Annotated in this window: 12 protein-coding genes; 2 read left to right on the forward strand and 10 right to left on the reverse strand. The window is 60.8% G+C overall.

The annotated features are described in order from the left end of the window. Positions 1-126: 126 nt before the first annotated feature. Positions 127-2,103, forward strand: a complete 1,977-nt coding sequence (locus JNK74_24165) for a hypothetical protein (GenBank protein MBL7649285.1) — start codon at positions 127-129, stop codon at positions 2,101-2,103. 14 nt (positions 2,104-2,117) lie between these two features. Here the strand turns inward: JNK74_24165 and JNK74_24170 are convergent, their stop codons facing one another. Beyond that, positions 2,118-2,489 (reverse strand): hypothetical protein, encoded by a 372-nt coding sequence (locus JNK74_24170; GenBank protein MBL7649286.1) that lies wholly within the window; start codon positions 2,487-2,489, stop codon positions 2,118-2,120. 166 nt (positions 2,490-2,655) lie between these two features. Here JNK74_24170 and JNK74_24175 point away from each other — a divergent pair, with 166 nt between their 5' ends. Continuing rightward, the gene (locus JNK74_24175) at positions 2,656-3,288 is read left to right on the forward strand and encodes a hypothetical protein (protein ID MBL7649287.1); all 633 of its coding nucleotides are present in this window, start codon (positions 2,656-2,658) and stop codon (positions 3,286-3,288) included. An 80-nt stretch (positions 3,289-3,368) separates the two neighbouring features. Here the strand turns inward: JNK74_24175 and JNK74_24180 are convergent, their stop codons facing one another. The 9 genes from JNK74_24180 to JNK74_24220 all read right to left on the reverse strand — a co-directional run bounded on the left by JNK74_24180 (position 3,369) and on the right by JNK74_24220 (position 18,448). Continuing rightward, complete coding sequence (locus JNK74_24180) at positions 3,369-3,719, reverse strand: hypothetical protein (GenBank protein ID MBL7649288.1); 351 nt, start codon at positions 3,717-3,719, stop codon at positions 3,369-3,371. A gap of 105 nt (positions 3,720-3,824) precedes the next feature. After that, positions 3,825-4,058 (reverse strand): hypothetical protein, encoded by a 234-nt coding sequence (locus JNK74_24185; GenBank protein ID MBL7649289.1) that lies wholly within the window; start codon positions 4,056-4,058, stop codon positions 3,825-3,827. Positions 4,059-4,215: 157 nt separating this feature from the next. Next, on the reverse strand, positions 4,216-8,823 hold the full coding sequence (locus tag JNK74_24190; GenBank protein ID MBL7649290.1) for a VWA domain-containing protein: 4,608 nt from the start codon (positions 8,821-8,823) through the stop codon (positions 4,216-4,218). A 61-nt stretch (positions 8,824-8,884) separates the two neighbouring features. Next, complete coding sequence (locus tag JNK74_24195) at positions 8,885-12,697, reverse strand: hypothetical protein (GenBank protein ID MBL7649291.1); 3,813 nt, start codon at positions 12,695-12,697, stop codon at positions 8,885-8,887. 107 nt (positions 12,698-12,804) lie between these two features. Then, entirely contained in the window at positions 12,805-13,416 is a 612-nt protein-coding gene (locus tag JNK74_24200) for a hypothetical protein (protein ID MBL7649292.1), read from the reverse strand. Between the two features lie 251 nt (positions 13,417-13,667). After that, entirely contained in the window at positions 13,668-13,862 is a 195-nt protein-coding gene (locus tag JNK74_24205) for a hypothetical protein (protein ID MBL7649293.1), read from the reverse strand. Positions 13,863-14,094: 232 nt separating this feature from the next. Continuing rightward, a complete protein-coding gene (nifA, locus tag JNK74_24210; GenBank protein ID MBL7649294.1) occupies positions 14,095-15,645 on the reverse strand; it encodes a nif-specific transcriptional activator NifA in 1,551 nt (516 codons plus the stop codon). A 171-nt stretch (positions 15,646-15,816) separates the two neighbouring features. Then, complete coding sequence (locus JNK74_24215; GenBank protein ID MBL7649295.1) at positions 15,817-17,391, reverse strand: diguanylate cyclase; 1,575 nt, start codon at positions 17,389-17,391, stop codon at positions 15,817-15,819. A 322-nt stretch (positions 17,392-17,713) separates the two neighbouring features. Then, complete coding sequence (locus JNK74_24220; protein MBL7649296.1) at positions 17,714-18,448, reverse strand: RDD family protein; 735 nt, start codon at positions 18,446-18,448, stop codon at positions 17,714-17,716. Positions 18,449-18,452: the final 4 nt, after the last annotated feature.

Consider the following 18,452-nt stretch of genomic DNA (forward strand, 5'->3'; position numbering starts at 1 on the left):
ATCATGGCAAAGCAAAACGCGGAGGGGACATTTTCATTGAGTTAAGGATGGGGACATTTCTAAAGAGTTCCGACAACACTTTCCGGCCCCCTTGTTTCATCGTTTCGGGCGCGTTAAACTCACGCCATGACCAGCCTTGCTCTCTCAGTAGTTGCCCTCGGCCTCGTCCTGGGTGCGCCGGAACTCCATCTATCTTCACTGGACGCCCCCATGCCGCCCGGTGAAAACAGCGATGTCCACAGTATCTCCCTGGCCGCCGCCGCAAATGAACAGGAGTCCTTCTATGTTCGTGTGGTGAACGATGGGGTCGCACGTACCCTCCAGTCCCTGGATCTGGCCTGGAACGGCGCTCTGGAGGGCCTCGCGACCGCGTATATCGTTACACCCGATCCGGCAGTCGCCCTGCCCGGTGCTGAGGCCCTGACCCCCCTCATCGATCCCGTCGCGCTCGCCCCCCAGGCGTCGCTCGATCTTCTGGTGTCCGTCAAACTGGCCGAGACCGCCCCGGCCGGCGCTTTCAGTGGCAATCTTCGCGCAGTGTTCGATAGCGGCCATTCGGAGCGGGCCGCCGTGCGGATGGAAGTGTTCGACTTCATTATTCCAGACGAGTCTTCATTGCCCGTGCTGTTTGGCCTTGACCGCGAGGCCATCCGCCGGAGCGCCGGATTGACGGAGGAGCTCGATGACTGGGTTGCCTTCTACGACACGCTGGCGGGGCTGCGGGCCGGATTTGCCGTTTGGCCCCAGCGCCATCCGCCCGGTGAAATGTTTTACGACTACCGCGATCTCGACGTGATCAAGGCCCACCTGGCCTACGCCGTCCGAACGGCCCATCTCCCCGCCATCGAAATTGGGGGGCGACCGGGCGAACTCCTGGCGGGCTGGCCTCCCCCGGTGGGCAACAACCCCCAGGATCCCCTGCAACTACTGCTCTCCAATATCATGACGAGCCTGTATGACCTCGGCTGGACTAAGCCGACGGTGCTCATACCGGACGTCATGCCCGCCCGTGACGCATGGCCCGAGCGGCGGCAGGCGCTGGCCCGTATCGCCCGCGCCGACGAATTCGCGACCCGGCTGCTCCCCGGGCCCCTGCACCCGTATTTCGAGCGCTACACGGACGTGTGGGCGCTGCCCTCGGCCACAGCGCCCGCCGCCATATCGCTGCTTCAGCGGGGCCTGTCGACCGTTCGTTATCGCCATCCGGCATACAGTTCCATCACGGGCTCGCCCGGCACGCTGGAAGAAACGGGTACCTTTCTGACGGAGCCCGGCGATGCCCTGGACGGTTGCGAATACAGCAACTGGCGCGTTGGAGCGCTGGAAAGGGGCGATGTGTGCGTCCTGGAAATCGCATTCGAATCGGCAATTCATCTGGAGCAAATCGCGGTACTCTGGCCAAACGACGCTGGTCATGCCACGATGGATGTCGAGACCGCCTATAATCCCGGTGCCTTCACGGCGGCGACGGTCCGCTGGGAGGAGAGCAATTTTTTGAGCGAGGGTGAGAACGGGATAAGCCTGGGCGTGTTCAAGCACCCCCGAGACTGCAAGGAGATCCGCATCCGCTTTGAACCAGGACAGTCCCCTACGATAGAAATTGCGGAAATCCTCTTCAATCAGGATGGGCGGACGGTAGAGAATATCGCTATCGAGCCCGTCGTGCCCTGGCTGAACCTTCGAACCGGGAAGAATATCTGGCTCGAATCCAAAGTTCGGGGCGCCGCGTGGCGCTTGCTCCCCTGGTTTTGCTGGCAGCGCAACTTCCGGGGGATACTCGGCGCGGAACTAACGCCCGAGCCGGCAAACGGAGGCACAAAACTCATTGCCACGGAGCAGGGGGGGATCTATCCCACCGTTGCCATGCTCCATCTGCTCGACGGGCTGGAAGACTATGAATATCTTATACGCTACTGGCGGGATGTTGCCGAAAAGAAATTGACGCCGCCGGAGCATGTTCGCCCCGGCTGGACCGAGCTACCCGCCTCCGTCCAGGACGGTCCCCAGGTTGAACTGGTCCGGTCACGGCTGGCGGAAGCGCGCCTGCAGATGGGCCGCCTGCTTTCGGGCAAGGCACTGGTCACCCGCAATTTTGGTCCGTGAGCGCTGCTCCCGCTTTATTCGGGGGACGGGGCCGCGCGAAGGTGGGTCGAAAGCAGTTCCCGCACATCGCAGTAGCTGTGGGACTTCCGAAATTGACCGGTAAAGCCGGCTCGCTCGAAGAGGTGGGGCTCGGCGGCATCGTCGGCCAGCAGCAGGATGGGGAGGTCCCGAGGGACATCCGGATCGCCGCGCAGGAGGGTCGCCACCTCAAAACCGTCGAAAATGGGCAATGCGGCGTCTACGAAGACCAACTCCGCGCCGGGTGCGAGGTCGCACGCTTCTTTGCCGTCGCCCGCCCACAGAACATCATGCCCCTCGCCCTGGATCTCACTGGAAAGGGACTCGAAAGCCTGGCTGTCGATGGTCGCAACAAGTATGGTGGACACGGAACGCCTCCGGATAAGCACTACGCACGTTGAATTCAAGAACACACCACCTTCGCCATCCGTCGGCATTCTAGCCCCCTCCGCGCACATTTACAAGCTCCGGCACGCCTTGACTGCCCCCGGACATCCCCGTAAAATGGAGTAAGGACAGGAGGGACAACATCGAATGCGCGCACTCGGTTGCATGGTTCTCGTTGCTCTCCTGCTCGACACGCTCTCTGTGGGCGCGCAGACGGTCGGCGCCGAAGACGCCGCGCCGCCACGTACGGAGGCACGGAACGATGACCGGATCACCCTGAAGTCCGGCAGGGTGCTGCGTGGCGTCAAGATCGTCAGGACCACACCCTTCAAGCTGGTGCTTGAAGTCCTTCCCGCCGTCGAACCACTGGAGATACCGGCCCGCCAGGTGGTCTCCGTGGCCTATGGCGAGCGCCCTTCCAGTGAGCCCCAAGAAGCCCGGCAGGAACCCGCGGAGAAAGGGGATACATCGCAGGTGTTGCAGGCGGTCAAAGTCTCCCCCGACTTGATCAAGAAATTGTCCGCGCCCCTCAGGGAGAAGTCGGTAAATTTCTTGCGCCAGGACCTGCTCAATACCCTGCGATCCGCCGGCATACTTTTTGGGGTGCCGGTTACCTTCGGGACCCGGCTGGAGAAGCTGCCGGTCGAGGAGCGATTGGTCTCGGTGAGTCTCTCCGAAGGGGCGTCATTCGAGGGATTCATCCGGGACACGCTGGCTCCGGAGCTTCCCTGGCTCAAGGTGGAGTATCGCTTCGACGCGGTGCACTTTGATCGCACCTGAGACTGCGAATTGGCGCAATTAGAATGGCCCGGCGGTCGGGCCGCCGGGCCAGGGTATCGCGAATTCACGATCGGGATGCGTCAGTCTTCGTCGATAAGCAGGCTGTCTCCAATGACGCCTTCTTCGTCATCCTCGTCCAGCACCACGTCCACATCGAGGCCGTCAACATCCCCTTCGATGGCAAAGGAATCCCCCAGATCGATATCGTCGCCAAATTCGGACTTCACTTCGGACTTGGCCTTGACCTTCGGCTTGAGCTTGCGCTTCGCCGCACCCTTGGACAGGGAGGGAGCGCCATCTTCACCATCGGGATGGGTTCCGACACGGAAAAGAGTTTCGCCGACGCAGGTGGGGCATTTGAAGCCCAGCTTCTCCGCGCCCCAGTCTATAAAGCGCTTTTCACATTTCGGACAATAGTATTTCAACGGCATCGGCGCCATTCCTTTCTCGGTTGTGCACGTCCCGATACTACTCTGAATTCGGGACGGTATTATAGCAATTTGATTCGAAGGTGCAAGTTTATTGTAGGTCGTCCGTCAGGAGCATGAACGCCCCGACGCCCCCCCCGATTCGCACGCGTCGTCGCGGCGGCAGGGCTCACCGGTGTGGCAACAAATTTCGTTGCCGAAGTCATCCGTCATCGGGCCCCGACAGCCAATCTGGCGGTCGCCCATGCGGTATCGGGCGAGGAGGTGGACACCGATCCAGATCCCGTAAACGGTGATCAGGGCAAGCACGGCCACAAGTCCATTTACCAGGGTTGGGTTCAAGTGGGTGCTCCTCGGTGATTGCCACCTTGCTCTCGTTGACGACGCCAACATTATACCCGAACTATGGATTGATTGGGCAAGTTTCGCAACAAAGAAATGGTGCCCGCTCCTTGAAGAGGAGCGGGCACCGGAACATTCATGTGAGCCGGACCCCGTATCAGGGATCGGGAAGACCTTCCACACCCACCCGCAACGTGATCGGATCGGCAAAATCGGAGGTAAACACGATATCGAACTCGGACTCGCCCTCCGGTACAAATTCGCGGATGATATTGATCACCACGACGGATTCCTGGTCCGGACCCGCCGCGCCTACGATGTCGCTCAACTCGAGCCACGTCGGGAAGGCCGCCGCGTTCGTCTCCCAGATCAGGGTGCTCTGGCCGACATTGCGCACGCGGATTTCCTGGCTGTCCGGCGTGAAGCCGAAGGAGATGAAGTCCACCGGAATCTGCTCGCCGGATATCAAGTCCTGCGATGTGATCAGGAACTCGGGGTTCTCGATCGTGTAGCGAATCTTGAGGGGATCCAGCGTGCCGCTGGCATTTACCGAGCCGGAGCCGTAGGTGATAAAGAGTTCGCCTTCGCGAAGTCCCGGCGGTACCGATGCGCGATCCAGATTGACGAACATGGTCGAGGGTGCGAAAGAGGAGGTGACGAACCCGGACTGCTGCGTGTTCTCTTCGAAGCTCAGGAAGTTCGAATCGGAGCCGATGGTCGCTTCCCAGAACAGGCCGACGTTTACCAGTCCTTCCGAGCTGAATTCACCGGTAATGGGATCGGGCGTCGAGCCGGGTGCGACGTGTCCACCGCCCAGATTAAAGATATCGATCTCGACCTGGTCGGTATTGCCGTCGGCCACCACGACGAACTCTCCGTCGACATCCAGGGGCGCCGGGCGCGAATCGAAGAAGGCCGCAGGGAAGGACGTGCCGAGGAAGGGGCCGCCGGCAACGATGATGCTGTCAGGATGGGTGAAGTATTTGGTCTCGAAGTTACCGGAGGTATAGATGGGGCTGGTAACTTCGAAGTTGAGTGTAAAGGCCTGGGTGACATTGGTCACCCGGACAGCCAGCAGGTCGCCAAAGTCCGAGAATCGGATCGGCTCGCCGTCGGGGGAGCTCAACGTGTAGGTGCCTGCCGGGGCCTCTACGAGATTCCAGTCGGAAATCAGGCCTCCGGAGGTCTGGGCGACGCGGCTTACGCTGAGGGTGGGCGTCTCCAGACTGGTTACGGACATCTCGAACTGCAATTCCGTGATATTGCGCGGCATGTAATCCGCGCGAACAAACACGGTGGCTTCGCCGCCGGAGATGCCTTCGGTGCGCAAGGAAATCTGGCCAAGGCGAACATCGCCCGCGATGGTGGAGAAGTCCTGCTGGCGATATTCCACACCCGCGCTGATGTCGCCCTGCTCGGGAAGACACGTCGTATTCTGGTCGTTCGGATCATTGAAGGTGATGTCGGCCGCGACGACCACACTGGGCTGCTGGTTCAGGGTCGTGTAGCTCAGGACCACCTGAGAGTTGAGATCGTTCGGCAGGGACTCATCGCACTCGTCCGCGCCGTCGAGGGAGCAGATGTCGGTAAGCTCGGAAACCAGAGGCACCCGGATCGGCACGCCGAAGGGATCAAGCTGCCCCGTGGACCGGGCATCGGTGGAATAGTAGTGGCCGCCGGTCGTGGACGAGAGACGGAGCATGGGGTCCGCTTCCACCTTCTGCCCCCAGCCGACCAGGAAGAGTCGAACGCGCTGGGCGCTGATGATGTTCGCGGTCTCCGTGACCCGGCTCAGGCTGGTGTCGCGACCGTCGGTAAATACGATGAGCCCTTTCACGTCCGCTTCGTCGAAGGGGCGGAGGTTGTCGTTGGAATCCTGCTCCTGGAGGATGGTCGAACCCGATTCCAGCGCGGGGAGGAGGTCCGTGGCGCCGTTGTCATCCACATTGATCGAATTGAGTCGGTTCGCCAGCACGGCCTTGTCCCGGGTAAAGTCCGGCTCGCCGTCATTGTCCGTAATGATTCGAACGACGCCGCCTTCGGGCAGAGCGTGGTCATTGAAGACCCCCAGTCCGACGCGGTAGTGGGCGGGAAGTTCGTCGAGGAGTTCGGGGATACAGCGCAGATAGACGGTCTTCAGCGCATCTTCGGTCAGGGCGCCGGGATCACCGAGCTGTCCGTCTGCGAGTACGGTGTTGGCGGCTTCGAGCATACTGCCGGAGAAGTCGAGAAGCACCAGAATATTGGCGGTGTAATCCTTTTTCAGGAACTGGTTCGTTTCGGAAAGTTCAAGGGGAATTTCGGTTTCCGAAATGCGGAAGAGATTTCCGATGTCCTCCAGGCGGCTATTCGGAATCGGGATGGATTCGGCGCGCACATTACGCAACATCAGGACATTCCGAACAAGGGAGGGGACCCGGGTGCCGGGAAGGGCGGATTCGATGGTCAGGGGCGACGCCTCCACCGTGACGGTAACTTCAACCTGGGGCACCGAGGGATCCGGAACCGCCACGCCGTCTTCGATAATGAAGGCGGAGATGATGATGCGGGCCGATGAACCCGCGCCGTCCAGACGGGAGCGGTCAACCGTGACGCTATGCTCCTGGAAATCCTTGATGGGAGAACTGGTGCCTTCGCTCGTGCCCGTGGAGGGGGAGATGGAGAGCCAGTCTTCGTTGGTGACGGCCTGATAATTCAGGATGGTGCCCGCATCGCCAATATTCGCGATGGAGAGAATCTTCGCATTCTCATCCGACTGGAAGCCGAGGGCGTCCCGGTCGGTCCCGATGAGAATGACCGGCGGCACAGATACCGCCACGTCAAGCTGGGCCACGGCGGTGTCGGGATCGTTCGTTGCGATGTCGAGGAAGGCCTGCACGCCGGGCGTCACCAGCCCGGTGCGGTCCACCGTCAAGGTGACCGTCTGTTGGACGTTGGAGTCGAGGCTGCCCTGGGAAGGGGAGATGGAGTCCACCCATTCCGGAAGCTCGCCAAAGCTCCACGTTAATACCCCCGTACCCTCATTGCGGATGACAAAGGTGCGAGACACGACATCGGCCGGGACGACCAGGGTGCTCACCCCGCGATCATCGACCGAGTCCGCCTCAATGACGAATTCGGGCACCTGCGCGACGGCTACATTCAAGCTGATCGTGATCCGGTTGGTGGCATCGCCGGAGGCAACGATTTCAAAATCGTGGGCCACTTCAAAGACCCCGTCGGGAACCTGTCCGCGATCAACGCGCAACACGACTTCGTCGGTGGTGTCGCCGCTGACCGTGCCCGAGGCGATATCGTCGCCGTCGACCGGCGTCAAGGCCAGCCAGGCGGGGAAGGCGCTTGAATCGATTTCCCAATCCACCGTCCCGATGCCCACGTTCCAGATGGCCACGCGGCGCTCAATGAGGGACGTGCCGAAGAATATGGTCTTGGGCGACGCTTCAAGACGTGCGGGCTCGGGGCGGCTCATGGTGATCGTCACGGTTTCGGTGAGATTGCTGGTCGCATCTCCGAAGCGAATGGTAACGTCCACTTCGTAGCTGCCCGCATCGGCCTCTTCCGGATTGGCCGTTACGGTGACGGCCTGGGTGTTGGTCAGCGTACCGGATGCGGGGCTGATTTCAAGCCAGGGGTTACCGGAAGGCACGGTAATTGTGAAGGGGAGGGCATTCGCGGTGAGGTTTTCCAAGGTGAAGCCGCCCGTGGCGGTCTCCGTTATCTCGCCAAATTCAACGAGCTCGGGGGAGACCGATATACCGGGGACTTCGAGTCGGACGGTGATCACATGGTTGAAATTCAGGGCCGCGGAGGAGACCGTTATGGACCCGGTGTAAATGCCGGGGGCGAGTCCCGCGGGATTCGCCGCCACCTGGATCGTCGCGGAATCCAGCGGATCGATAAGGGAGACCGGATTCGTGAGGGCGAACCAGGCGATGTCCGTTCCCGGGTGCGCCACGGCAAACGACACGCCCACCACGTCGTCGGAGGGATTCGTGATGGTGAAGCTCCGATTTGCAGTCTGCGTCAGCGTGCCGAAATCGATGAGATCGGTGGAAACGGAGAGCGGCGGGACCGACATGGTCACGGTGATCGTGCCGTTGCCGCCGTTGGAGGTCACCGGAACCTGCGTGGTGTAGTTGCCGCCGGGAAGTCCCGCGCGGTCCACGGTAAAGGTGATGGAATCGGCGCCGCCGTTCTGCAGGTTCGAGTTCTGACGCAGGGAAGCCGTGAGCCAGGGCGCGTCTTCGGGGATGGCGAGCGACCAAGAAAGGGCCTCGAAGCCCGCATTGCCGATTACCACGTCCATCGCGTTTGTCGCGGAGCCGAAGGAAAGGGTGGTGGGGGCGATCTGAAGCACGGCCGCGCCGCCCTCGGTGACGGTGACCCCGATGGTCTGATTTCCCGCATTCGACGTAACCACAACACTGGCGTTGCGCGAGGTGGACTCGGCAAGTATGGTGCGATTTACCGTCAGTTGGATGGTGTCGACTTCGGTGGTGGACTGCCCTTCGACGATCTGGGCCTGCTTGGTTCCGGAAACCGCTTCGAGGGTCAGCCAGGGCGCGCCTTCGGCGACGGCCACTTCCCAGTCGAGTGTGCCCCCCCCCTGATTCTGGATGCGGAGCGTCTTCGTGTTCTCGTTCGCGCCGAAGTTCAAGGCGAGTGGGGTAACAGACAAATCGGGTGTCGTAACCGGACAGCCCGACAGTGTAATCATGGTCGCCAGAAGACCAACCAAGGCTATGCAGCGCAGCGAGCGTAGCATCCCAAACTCCTTATCATCGTAATGACTCATTCGTATCGCCACCTTGCCAATCCGGCCTCGGTTACGGGTTCGTCACCAGGGTAATGGGTACATTTTCCGGTACAAAGAACGCGTATTCACTATTGCTGATGCTGAACTCTACGAGTGCAGAGGCCGTGGAGCCCGGCGTCTGGCCCGTACGGTCCACCGTGAAGTGAATCGTCTCGGACTCGCCGGGAAGCAGGGTGCTGCGTGGCTCGGTGCCTTCCGCGGCACCGTAACGTATGTCTTCGAGGGGAAGCCAGGCCGGCAGTGAGGCCGGCGCCAGCGTCCAGTTGAAGCGATCCAGCGTGTCGTTGCGGATCGTCAAAGTGAATTCGGTCACATCGCCATCAACTTCAAAGGGACTTGGTATTACGAAAGCGCCGGGAACCTCGTCGTCCAGCGGGCTCGGATCGTTGAAGTCAGGGAAACTGTCGGCGTCCGTGTCAAAGGCGCCGGGCAGCTCGGGATCGAAGCCGGGAAGACCAGCAAGTAGCGTCACGTCCTGTGCGGGCGGCGCCAGATCGGTGAGTCCGAGTTCCACCGTGAGGAGACGCTCCGCGTTGGCGGGGCCGCCGGGGAAGAGGAAGTAATTCGTTCCCGAAGGCTGACGTTCCGACTGTGGCGAAACATAGATTTGATTGTCCATGCGCATCGCGACCTGAAGGGCCGGCTGGCGCGCGCCACCGCCGAAGGCGGCAACGTACTCGTCAAGATTCGTCAGGGTAATCTTGAGGAGGTTGCCGAAAGCGCCCACGGGCAGGTAGTTCTCTTCGTCCGTGACGGCGCGGTAGCGACCGTCGCCGTCGCCGGTTATGAGGCGCCAGTCCGAGGTGCCTTCACCATCGTCCGCGAGGATTCCGTCGTCGGCGAGTTCGACGCTCATCTCGATGTCATCGAGAAGGGCGACAGCGGCGGGCGGGACGTCGCCCGGGGCTTCAAGATGGAAGCGGAACGAGAAAGAGGTCGTATTGCGGGGGATATAGTCCGCGTACACGTAAACATCGGCACGGAAGCGCTCGTCGGGATCGATGGTGGTCAGGTCCTCCTGAATGCCGGCGGTCTTCAAAGTGACCTGGCCCACTCGGGGATCGCCGATAAGGAATACGCCGTCCCGTTCGAAGGCCCCCTCGATCACGCGATTGTCGGGGAGGGTGTGCCGCCCGGACAGGAGATAGGCAAAGGCTTCTTCTTTAGGCGTGATGTACGTGACCACGGCCTGATTGTTGAGCTCTTCCCAGATTGTGCCGGGTTCATCCTGCACAAAGGTGGAGATACTGTTCGCGGTGGTGTCGGAAACGGCCGTGAACTGAACCCCGACCGTACCGTTGCCGTCGCCCGCGGTGACGTTGAGCGCGCCGCGAACCGTGGTGCCGGGGGCGATCCCGCCCGTGTTCAGTTCGACGGCGATCGTCTTGCTGGCATTGCCTTCAATTACCCCGCTGGTTTCGCTGAGGGCGCCGAGCCAGGGTGAATTGCCATCTTCGGACACGTCGAAGAAAATCGCCTGACCACTCAGATTGCGAATCGTGAAGCGGGCCTCGTCGCCCGTGGAGGACGACTGGGGCGACAATTCCATGTTGCTTCCGGTTCCCAGAACATCGCGGAGGTCCCGGACATCGCCGGCGTTGTACAGGAAACCGCCGGAGGACTGGGATACTGTGATCAGGTCGGCAAGATTGACGGGGTCGCCATTTGGGCTGTAGGCCACGGGAAACAGGCGGGTGTGAGAGTCTTCCGCTTCGCTTTCCACTTCGCTGAGCGCCACGCCCGAAACATTGTCTTCGCCATCAGTGATGTAGACGATTGCCCGCACATCCGCATCGTCGAGCGGCAGCGTGTCCAGGGGATCTTCGGCAACCAGACTATCCATGGCGTTCACCAGGGCTTCGTTGATGTCGGAGGAGCCGAACTGGGCGGGCGTCAGGTTGAAGCGTTCCAGCGCCGACTTGAGTAGGGCCTTGTCGGAAGTGAATGGCTGGATAATTCGGTTTTCAGGGGAGCGATCACTGAAATACATGAGCTGAAGTTTGAAGTTGGGGGGGAGGTCGGCGATGAATGCCGCCGCGGCTTCGCGCATCAGGGCAACCGCCTCGCCCTTCTCCAGGGGCTCTTCGCCGGTGGTGCCGGCGTTGTACATGCTGCTCGTGTAGTCCAGCATCAGCACCACGTTTCCGCGATAGTCATAGGTCAGAAACTGGCTTGTTTCATTCAGATCCAGCGGGACTTCGTCCTCGAAAATCGCATAGGAAAGACGTGACCGCTCCTCGGTCGTCTGGAGGGGGACGATCTGGCCCAGATCGTTTCGATTGCTGAACACATAGCGCATGATGTTCGGGGGACGGCTGCGATTCAAAGCGCCCGTTACGGTCAGGGGCTGCTTCTCGACGCGGATGTCGATGGTGGCAACTTCCACCGTCGCCAGGCGATTGACAAAATTGCTGTCGAAGGCGCGGACGGAGATCGTCCGTGTCTCAACATCCTCGACCAGCTTGCTGCGGTCGATGGTCACCGTAATCGGCACGCCGTCGGCCCACAATTGCTGATCAAGCAGGAAGAAGTCCTGATCCGCGCCATTGGTATCGCCCCGCGATGGCGCAATAGAGGCAATAAGGGGGCTGCTGGAGTCCTGATCGTCGTGGATGATGTCGAAGAACAACTCGGAATTCACATTGCCGACGTTGACTACCCAGAACTGCTGTTGAATCGTTTCCTTGCCGAAATCCAGTAGCGTCTGTTCGACAACGGGCGGCTGCAGATTGACCGTATCCGGCGGAAAGGACAACGCGATATCGGGCACGGGCAACACATCGATCACCACGGGCACAACCTGAAACGAGTCCCCGGAGCGCACCGTGAGTTCGTAGCGGCCCTCGCCCACAACGGCTTTGGCGGGGTCGGTGATGCGGACCGAAACTTCGCTGGTCGCGCCGACTGCGGTGGTCCCAAGGATAGGTGTCGCGGCGAGAGGCGGCGGGGTATTGCGATCCAGGCGGTCCGCCAGGCTGATCGTCCAACTGATCGGGAGCGTGCTGTCGTTTTCGAGAGTCAGCGTGGATGTGGGCTGGCCATTCTCGGCCGCTGCCCCCTCGGCCTTCGAAACGCGAAGGATCGCGGGATTGACGATCAGCCCGCTGAGGGACGCCCCCACGTTAAAGCGTACCGTCGCGCGTCCGGAAGTGGAGGTGACGAGTACGCCAAAGCTTGTCTGGCCCGCCGGGAAAGTGAGGCTGACGGAGGCGCTGGCCAGCGCCTGATTGGTGCCGTTGCCCGGGCTGACCGTGAAGGAATTGGGGAAGGGGATCGCGCTGTCCACATCGTCGGGGTCGGGGAGGTACTGGGTGCTCCAGCTCAGGGGAACATTGCCACTGTTGCTGATCGTGAAGCTGCCCGTCGTATCGGTCGAGGAGAGGGAAATCTGCAGCGGGGAGACGTTCAGGGCGGCTTCCACCGTCAGCGATACCGGTACGGTGGTGGTGCCCCCGTTGCTGGTGATCTGCACGCCTGTGTTGGTGATCAGGCCAGCGTCCAGTCCGTCGCGCGATGCCGTCAGAGTCACATTCTCCAAATCACTGCCGATCGCGCCTTCGGTGGTGCTGAGGCTCAGCCAGGGGATCTCCGCGGCAACCCACGGGGACTCGCTGTCTGCGCGGGTAACTTCCTGTGCGGTCCAGGTGAGGGTTCCGCCACCCGTATTGGCCAGGGAAAGATTCCGCGTGGTCTGGCCGGCGCCAAAGTCCACCGCGGCAGGTGTCGCGCTTAACTGGGGAGCCAGAACTGGGGGGCATCCCGCGATCAAGGTTGCAGCCAGGACCAGCGCCAGCTTCCCAACACGCGATTTCCATTCAGCCATAGTGCCTACCTCAATAACCCGTTTGTTCGTTCGCATCGTGGTTGGGATGCGGGCCGCGCCACCGTGCATGTCATGCCCAATCTGGAGACCGGCGCTCCTTGGACTTCTTAAAGTTGGGATTCAGTATCTTCGAAGAGTACGTCCACCCCGAGGTTCAGCAGCGTCTGATAGTCGTCTTCCCAGTAATCGAGAATATTGCCGTCGCCGTCCTGGGTCGTAGCCGTGGGAAGAACGACCACGTCGCCGGCGCCGAGGCCGCCGTTGGTCGCGTTAGCCGAGAGGGGGGACCAATCGATAATTTCCATCGCGGGACCGGAGAGGGTCAACTCTTCGAGAAGGAAGAGGCCGGAAAGGGCAGAGATCTGCCCCACGTTGTTGCCGCCGAGATCCAGCACCCGGAGGTTAACCAGGTTCTCCAGGGCGGTGATGGAGCGAACCTGATTGTCGCTCAGATCAAGCACCGTCAGGTTTCTGCAACCCTGTATTCCGTCCAGAGACTGAATATTGAGTGAGGCGGCGTTGATCTCGGTGACGTCCAGCAAGTCCCCTTGGGAGAGGAATCCCAGGGGCTTGCCCAGTTCCGCACGCACTGCGGATTCGAGCGCGCGATCCGCAAAAAATGCGGCGCCACCCTCCGCAACGGGGCAGCCGCTCAACGCGATACCCACGCCGACCAGGACACCAGGGAGCAGGAGCCTACGAACAGTTTGATTCATCATGGTTACCACCTTTTTATCGTGATCGCATTGCAGTGCAATAGGTTGCGGTGTCAAAGAACAGCGATGCGCCTCCCGTCGACGCCCATCATCCAATACTTAATATTATGCGTGAACACGGAGGATCTGTCAACAATATTCCCGGCCATTCGCGCGTAAATCATTGACATGCCTCTGGGGATGTCGTAACGCCGCCGTTGTGGCCCATGCAGGCGCCAACGGGGGTCTGTCCTCGACGAATGTCGCAACAAATACTAGACGGTGGTGTCGCTGCCTGAGTCATTGCCTTCCGGGATCAGGCACTTCTCACCGATGAACGATGTGATGGGGAGGGTGCCACCGATGATCGTGAGAAAGGAGTTCAGGGCCTGGGCGGTAAAGCAGAGGAAGTCCTGCAGTGCGTCAGCCTTCGCCGGCTGCGATTGGGTAATGCGGGTCAGGTGTTTCACGAATCTGGCCTCCGTGTATCGAGTCGATGTGGTTAAAGACTTTAGCGGGTATAAACCATAAAGCTAGCAGTTTTGTAAACAGTTTACTAGACTCCAGCAGCCTTGTCAAGTAGTCTCGAGCGGGAAAAATGAAAAAACCACCAGATATTGTGGTTTATGGCGGTACGCTCACCCCGTTCGGAATACATTTCCTCTTTCCGAATGTTCCCGCCCCCTCGCGCGTCGGCTTTTGTCAGTTTCTGAACTGCTTTGTCTCAACCCCGTACTTCGCCACGCGCAACCCCATCAGCCGTTCCGTGATGCCGAGCTCCCGGGCCGCTTTGGCCTTGTTGCCCTTCGCGGTCTTGAGGGACTCGATGATCATTTCCCGCTCCACCCGCTCCATACACTCTTCCAGCGTTCCCTTCATCGGCGTGTTGGAGGCCTCCGCCGTCTGAAGTGTGGGGGGCAAGTGATGTCCGTGGACCACATCGTCATTGGTGAGCAGAACGGCTCGCTCGATACAGTTCTCCAGCTCGCGGACGTTGCCCGGCCAGTGGTAGCTCATGAGCATATCGATCGCCGGGGTCGAAATGCGCCGAACATATTTGTGATTGGCCTTGCTGTACTTTTCCACGAAGAAGTTGGCCAGTTCGAGGATGTCGGTGCGCCGTTCCCGGAGCGGTGGAATGTGAATGGGGAACACATTGAGCCGGTAGTACAGATCCTGGCGGAAGCTTTTATCCACGATCATCACTTCCAGTTCCCGGTTGGTTGCCGCAATGACGCGCACATCCACCTTCAGGGTCTCCTGGCCACCGACCCGCTCAAACTCCCGCTCCTGAAGGATCCGGAGAAGGCGCACCTGGGTCTGGGGGGCCAGATCACCGATTTCATCCAGGAATATGGTCCCGCCGTGGGCCAGTTCGAAACGACCGCGGCGCATCTGGGTTGCGCCGGTGAAGGCGCCCTTCTCGTGACCAAAGAGTTCGCTTTCGATGACCGAATCGGGCAGGGCGGCGCAATTCACCCGAATAAAGGGCTTTGCGGCGCGCTGGCTGTTGTAGTGAATCGCGTGGGCCACCAATTCCTTGCCGACGCCGCTTTCCCCGCGAATCAGCACCGTGGCGTCGCTCTTGGCCACCTGGCCGATGAGATCGAATACATCCTGCATGGCGCCGGAGCGGCCGATGATGTTGGCGGGGCGGAAGCGCTCCTGAAGTTCATTCTGGAGGCGGGAGTTTTCTTCCAGGAGGCGCTTGCGCTCGTCCTGATGCTCCTGACGCAGCCGGACCGCCTGGGCGATCATGGAGGCGATGATAGTCATCAGGCGCACATCTTCATCGAGGGTTTCCGTGTCCGAAAAGAGGCGATCCGCGCTCAGCGCGCCGATCACCTGCGTCTCCATCTTGATGGGCACGCAAATATAGGCGATATCTTCCGGGCGGGCGTCTTCCCGTGAATTGGTGCGATTGAGGAACAGGGGCTCTTCGGAAATACGGGGCACCACGACGGGGCGGCCGGTTTGCACGGTTTTGCCGACAACGCCTTCGCCGGGCTTATAGCGCCCTCGTTCCAGTTCCTTGCCGGACAGTCCGTGGGCCGCCTCGATAAAGAGCTCGCCGTTCTCCCGGTTGACGAGGGTAATCGTTCCCCGGAGCATTCCCGTGTGCCTGGCAATCGATTTCAACACGGGTCCGAGCTCGTCGCGGAGGTCCATGCTGCGATCCAGGATCCGGCTGATATCGAAGAGCAGCGCCAGTTCGGAGATCTCATTTTTAACTTTGGGTGCACCGGTAGACATCGTAAATTCCTGAAGAATAGGGCTGCCTTTAAAACTTACCACATTGTAGGAAATGAGGGGGCGAAAAGTCAAATTTACGCACCCCGAGAGCGCTATTTTCTACGTGCTTTGCGCAGCCCCGTCCTCACTCGTTCCAAATGGTATGGCCCCCCGAGGGCCTGTGGCCCGGGGTCAGTCCGCGCCGGACTTGGTTACCACCCGGTTTCCCCCTTCCGATTTACCCTGCATGACCATCGCCCGCACCCGCTCCAGCAGGGGCGCGGCCGCGCGGTCTTCACTTCCAATGGATACCAGCGCCGAGGTAATGGTAAGGCGCAAGGGGCGACCGTGGGTGGTGGTGATCTCGGTCCCGCTCAGCGCCTGATGGCAACGCTCCAGCCCGTTGCGCGCGGCATCGGGCAGCACCTGGGGCATGAGCACACAGAATTCATCCCCGCCCGAACGGGCGATGATATCCTCACCCCGCAGTGTCTCCCGCAGCAATTTGCCCATGGAAATGAGGATGCGATCACCCTCGGCATGGCCAAACTCCTGGTTCAGCTCGGTAAAGTTGTCCAGATTGACGATTCCCAGACTTACCGGCGTCTTGTGGCGGGCGGCGAGGCAGAGCGCTTCGTCGAGGCGGGCCATAAAGCTTCGCCGATTGTGCAAGCCCGTCAGGGGGTCGTGCGTCGCCGCCAGAAACACGTGCTGTTCCGTCTGCTCGCGCCGGGAGATGTCCCGCGCCACGGCTTGTATAGCTGCGAGCGTCTGGTTGGCGTCATATACCGGAATCAGGGCGACGATAAGCATTTTTGGGGTGCCGTCCACGGCGCGGAACTCGGCTTCGACGGGGGTGGGGTGCTGTCCGGAGCGGCAGAGAATGATGGCGCGCCGCAGCACCGTATTGCCGGGGTGATCCGTGAGGAGCGTGAGAAAAGCCTGCTGGAAATGCACCGGCTTATAACCCAGGACGGTCGTGATGCCGGGGCTGACATAGCAGACCTCGCCGGTGATACTGAGTGTAAAGGAGAATTCCAGTTGCTGGCTGATTGCGCTGGTCAGCGGATTTCCCGACCCGTCCATCCCGCTGTGCACCGGGCTCTGGAAAATGCTGAGCAATTCGCCGAGCATGTCCCGCACCAGGAGATTGAAGTCGTCCCGCACCCAAGGCAAGCCGGACGGGGGCAAGGGCTTTTCCGGAGTGGTCTCTGCGGGTGCGGGGGGCTTGGCCGCCACGCGCGCGGGACCGAGTCCGAAGGCGGCCAGGCCGTAGGACTTCGGCGCGGACGCCTTTTCGGCGTCGTCGGAAATCAATAGTCGTTTCGCCACCGTTTCAAAGTGCTCCGGCGTGCAGAGAATCGGCTTGAGTTTCAAGTCCGGACAGGCCGCCCTCGCCTGTTCCAGCGCGTCAAGATCCAGCGGATTCACCATCGCCACGGTGAGAATGGTCCCCAGGTTGTCGATGGCCAGGAGCTTGTACTTCAGGCAGAGTTCGTTGGGGAGCAGGCGGACAATCCGCGGGTCGATGCTGTAGTCCACCAGATTGATGTGGGGGATCTTGCACTGCTTCACGAGGAAGGAGATAAGTTCATCCTGGCTCAAGTAACCCAGCCGGACCAGCGCCTGGCCGAGGAAGCATTTCTGTCGGTCCTTCTCCGCGAGTCCCTCTTCGAGCTGCCCGCGGGTAATCAGTCCACCTTCCATCAACATGTCGCCCAGTCGCTTCCAGCGTGCGACGGCGCTATCTTCCACGGAATGACTCACAGCTTTAAGCCTCCTTCTAACCCGGACCTCTCCCGGCGCTCGATGCCATAGGGACGCCCCAAGCATACTCCATGGGGCGGGCACATACAAACCGTATTTTCGGGTGAGGTCTTGAGCCGGCCATTTGTCGGTCTGAGAATGCTTGCCAGAGCCACCCCGGTCGGCCTGATACAATCGGACCGGTCTTCGACCCCGAAAGAAACACCAGGATTCTTCAGCGTTACAAGGGCGCATCTCACATCCGCGCGGGGTGGACCGAAAAAAGAAACGCACGGTACGCCATGGGGCGTTCCGTGCATTTCGAGCAAATGCGGGGGGGGGGTTAGCGTTTTTCGATCACTCGTGTGTCGCAGATGTGGTCGTGCAGACCGCGTTTCTGGTCGTCGAAAAGGGCCATGATATAGCCGACGTACATGATGCTCCCGGAGAGCTGATGGGCCCAGAAGCGCGCGAATGCGCGCAGGTAGGACACGGGGGCGCCGTTGCTTCGCACAATCTTGATGCCGAGGAGCATTTTTCCGGGCGTGGCCCCGAAGCGGCCTACGAACCAGGTCATGTAGAAGAGCACCCAGATACCGATGATTCCCATGAGCCCGAACATGATGAGCGCGGCCGTATCTTCCGAAGTCTGCCGCCCGTCGCTGCTGGCCACCATGGCGCCGACGCCGCCGAACATGATCGGGATCGCGACGACATTGACCAGAATGGAATCAATCACCACGGCGCCAAAGCGCTTGCCTATACTGGCCAGGACCATGGCGTCGGCGGCGACATTACCCTCGCGCATGCGCTGGAAGAAGATATCCTTGCACGAGGCGCAGACCCGCTTGCCCTCAAAAACGAGCAATTCCTCGACCAGGTGGGGCCGCCCGCACTCGGAACAGGGCGTTCCCCAGTCGGTCACCGTGCCCGCGATCTCCTGATAGGAAACCCACGAGGGCATGCCCTCACGCCACACCAGCGTCGACGGCCCGACAATCCGCTGATCTACGAGGATGCGGAAGGCCCCTTCTTCAACGGGTCCGATTTGCTCCTCGCCACGGGCGTAATACCACATGCAC

This window comes from Candidatus Hydrogenedentota bacterium (genome assembly GCA_016791475.1).
Classification (GTDB): Bacteria; Hydrogenedentota; Hydrogenedentia; order Hydrogenedentales; family JAEUWI01; genus JAEUWI01.

Coding starts and splice junctions, on each gene's coding strand:
- JNK74_24180 (MBL7649288.1), bottom strand. CDS start 3,719: ATGCCGTTGAAATACTATTGTCCGAAATGTGAAAAGCGCTTTATAGAC.
- JNK74_24220 (MBL7649296.1), bottom strand. CDS start 18,448: ATGTGGTATTACGCCCGTGGCGAGGAGCAAATCGGACCCGTTGAAGAA.
- JNK74_24195 (MBL7649291.1), bottom strand. CDS start 12,697: ATGGCTGAATGGAAATCGCGTGTTGGGAAGCTGGCGCTGGTCCTGGCT.
- JNK74_24165 (MBL7649285.1), top strand. CDS start 127: ATGACCAGCCTTGCTCTCTCAGTAGTTGCCCTCGGCCTCGTCCTGGGT.
- JNK74_24200 (MBL7649292.1), bottom strand. CDS start 13,416: ATGATGAATCAAACTGTTCGTAGGCTCCTGCTCCCTGGTGTCCTGGTC.
- JNK74_24190 (MBL7649290.1), bottom strand. CDS start 8,823: ATGCTACGCTCGCTGCGCTGCATAGCCTTGGTTGGTCTTCTGGCGACC.
- JNK74_24175 (MBL7649287.1), top strand. CDS start 2,656: ATGCGCGCACTCGGTTGCATGGTTCTCGTTGCTCTCCTGCTCGACACG.
- nifA (MBL7649294.1), bottom strand. CDS start 15,645: ATGTCTACCGGTGCACCCAAAGTTAAAAATGAGATCTCCGAACTGGCG.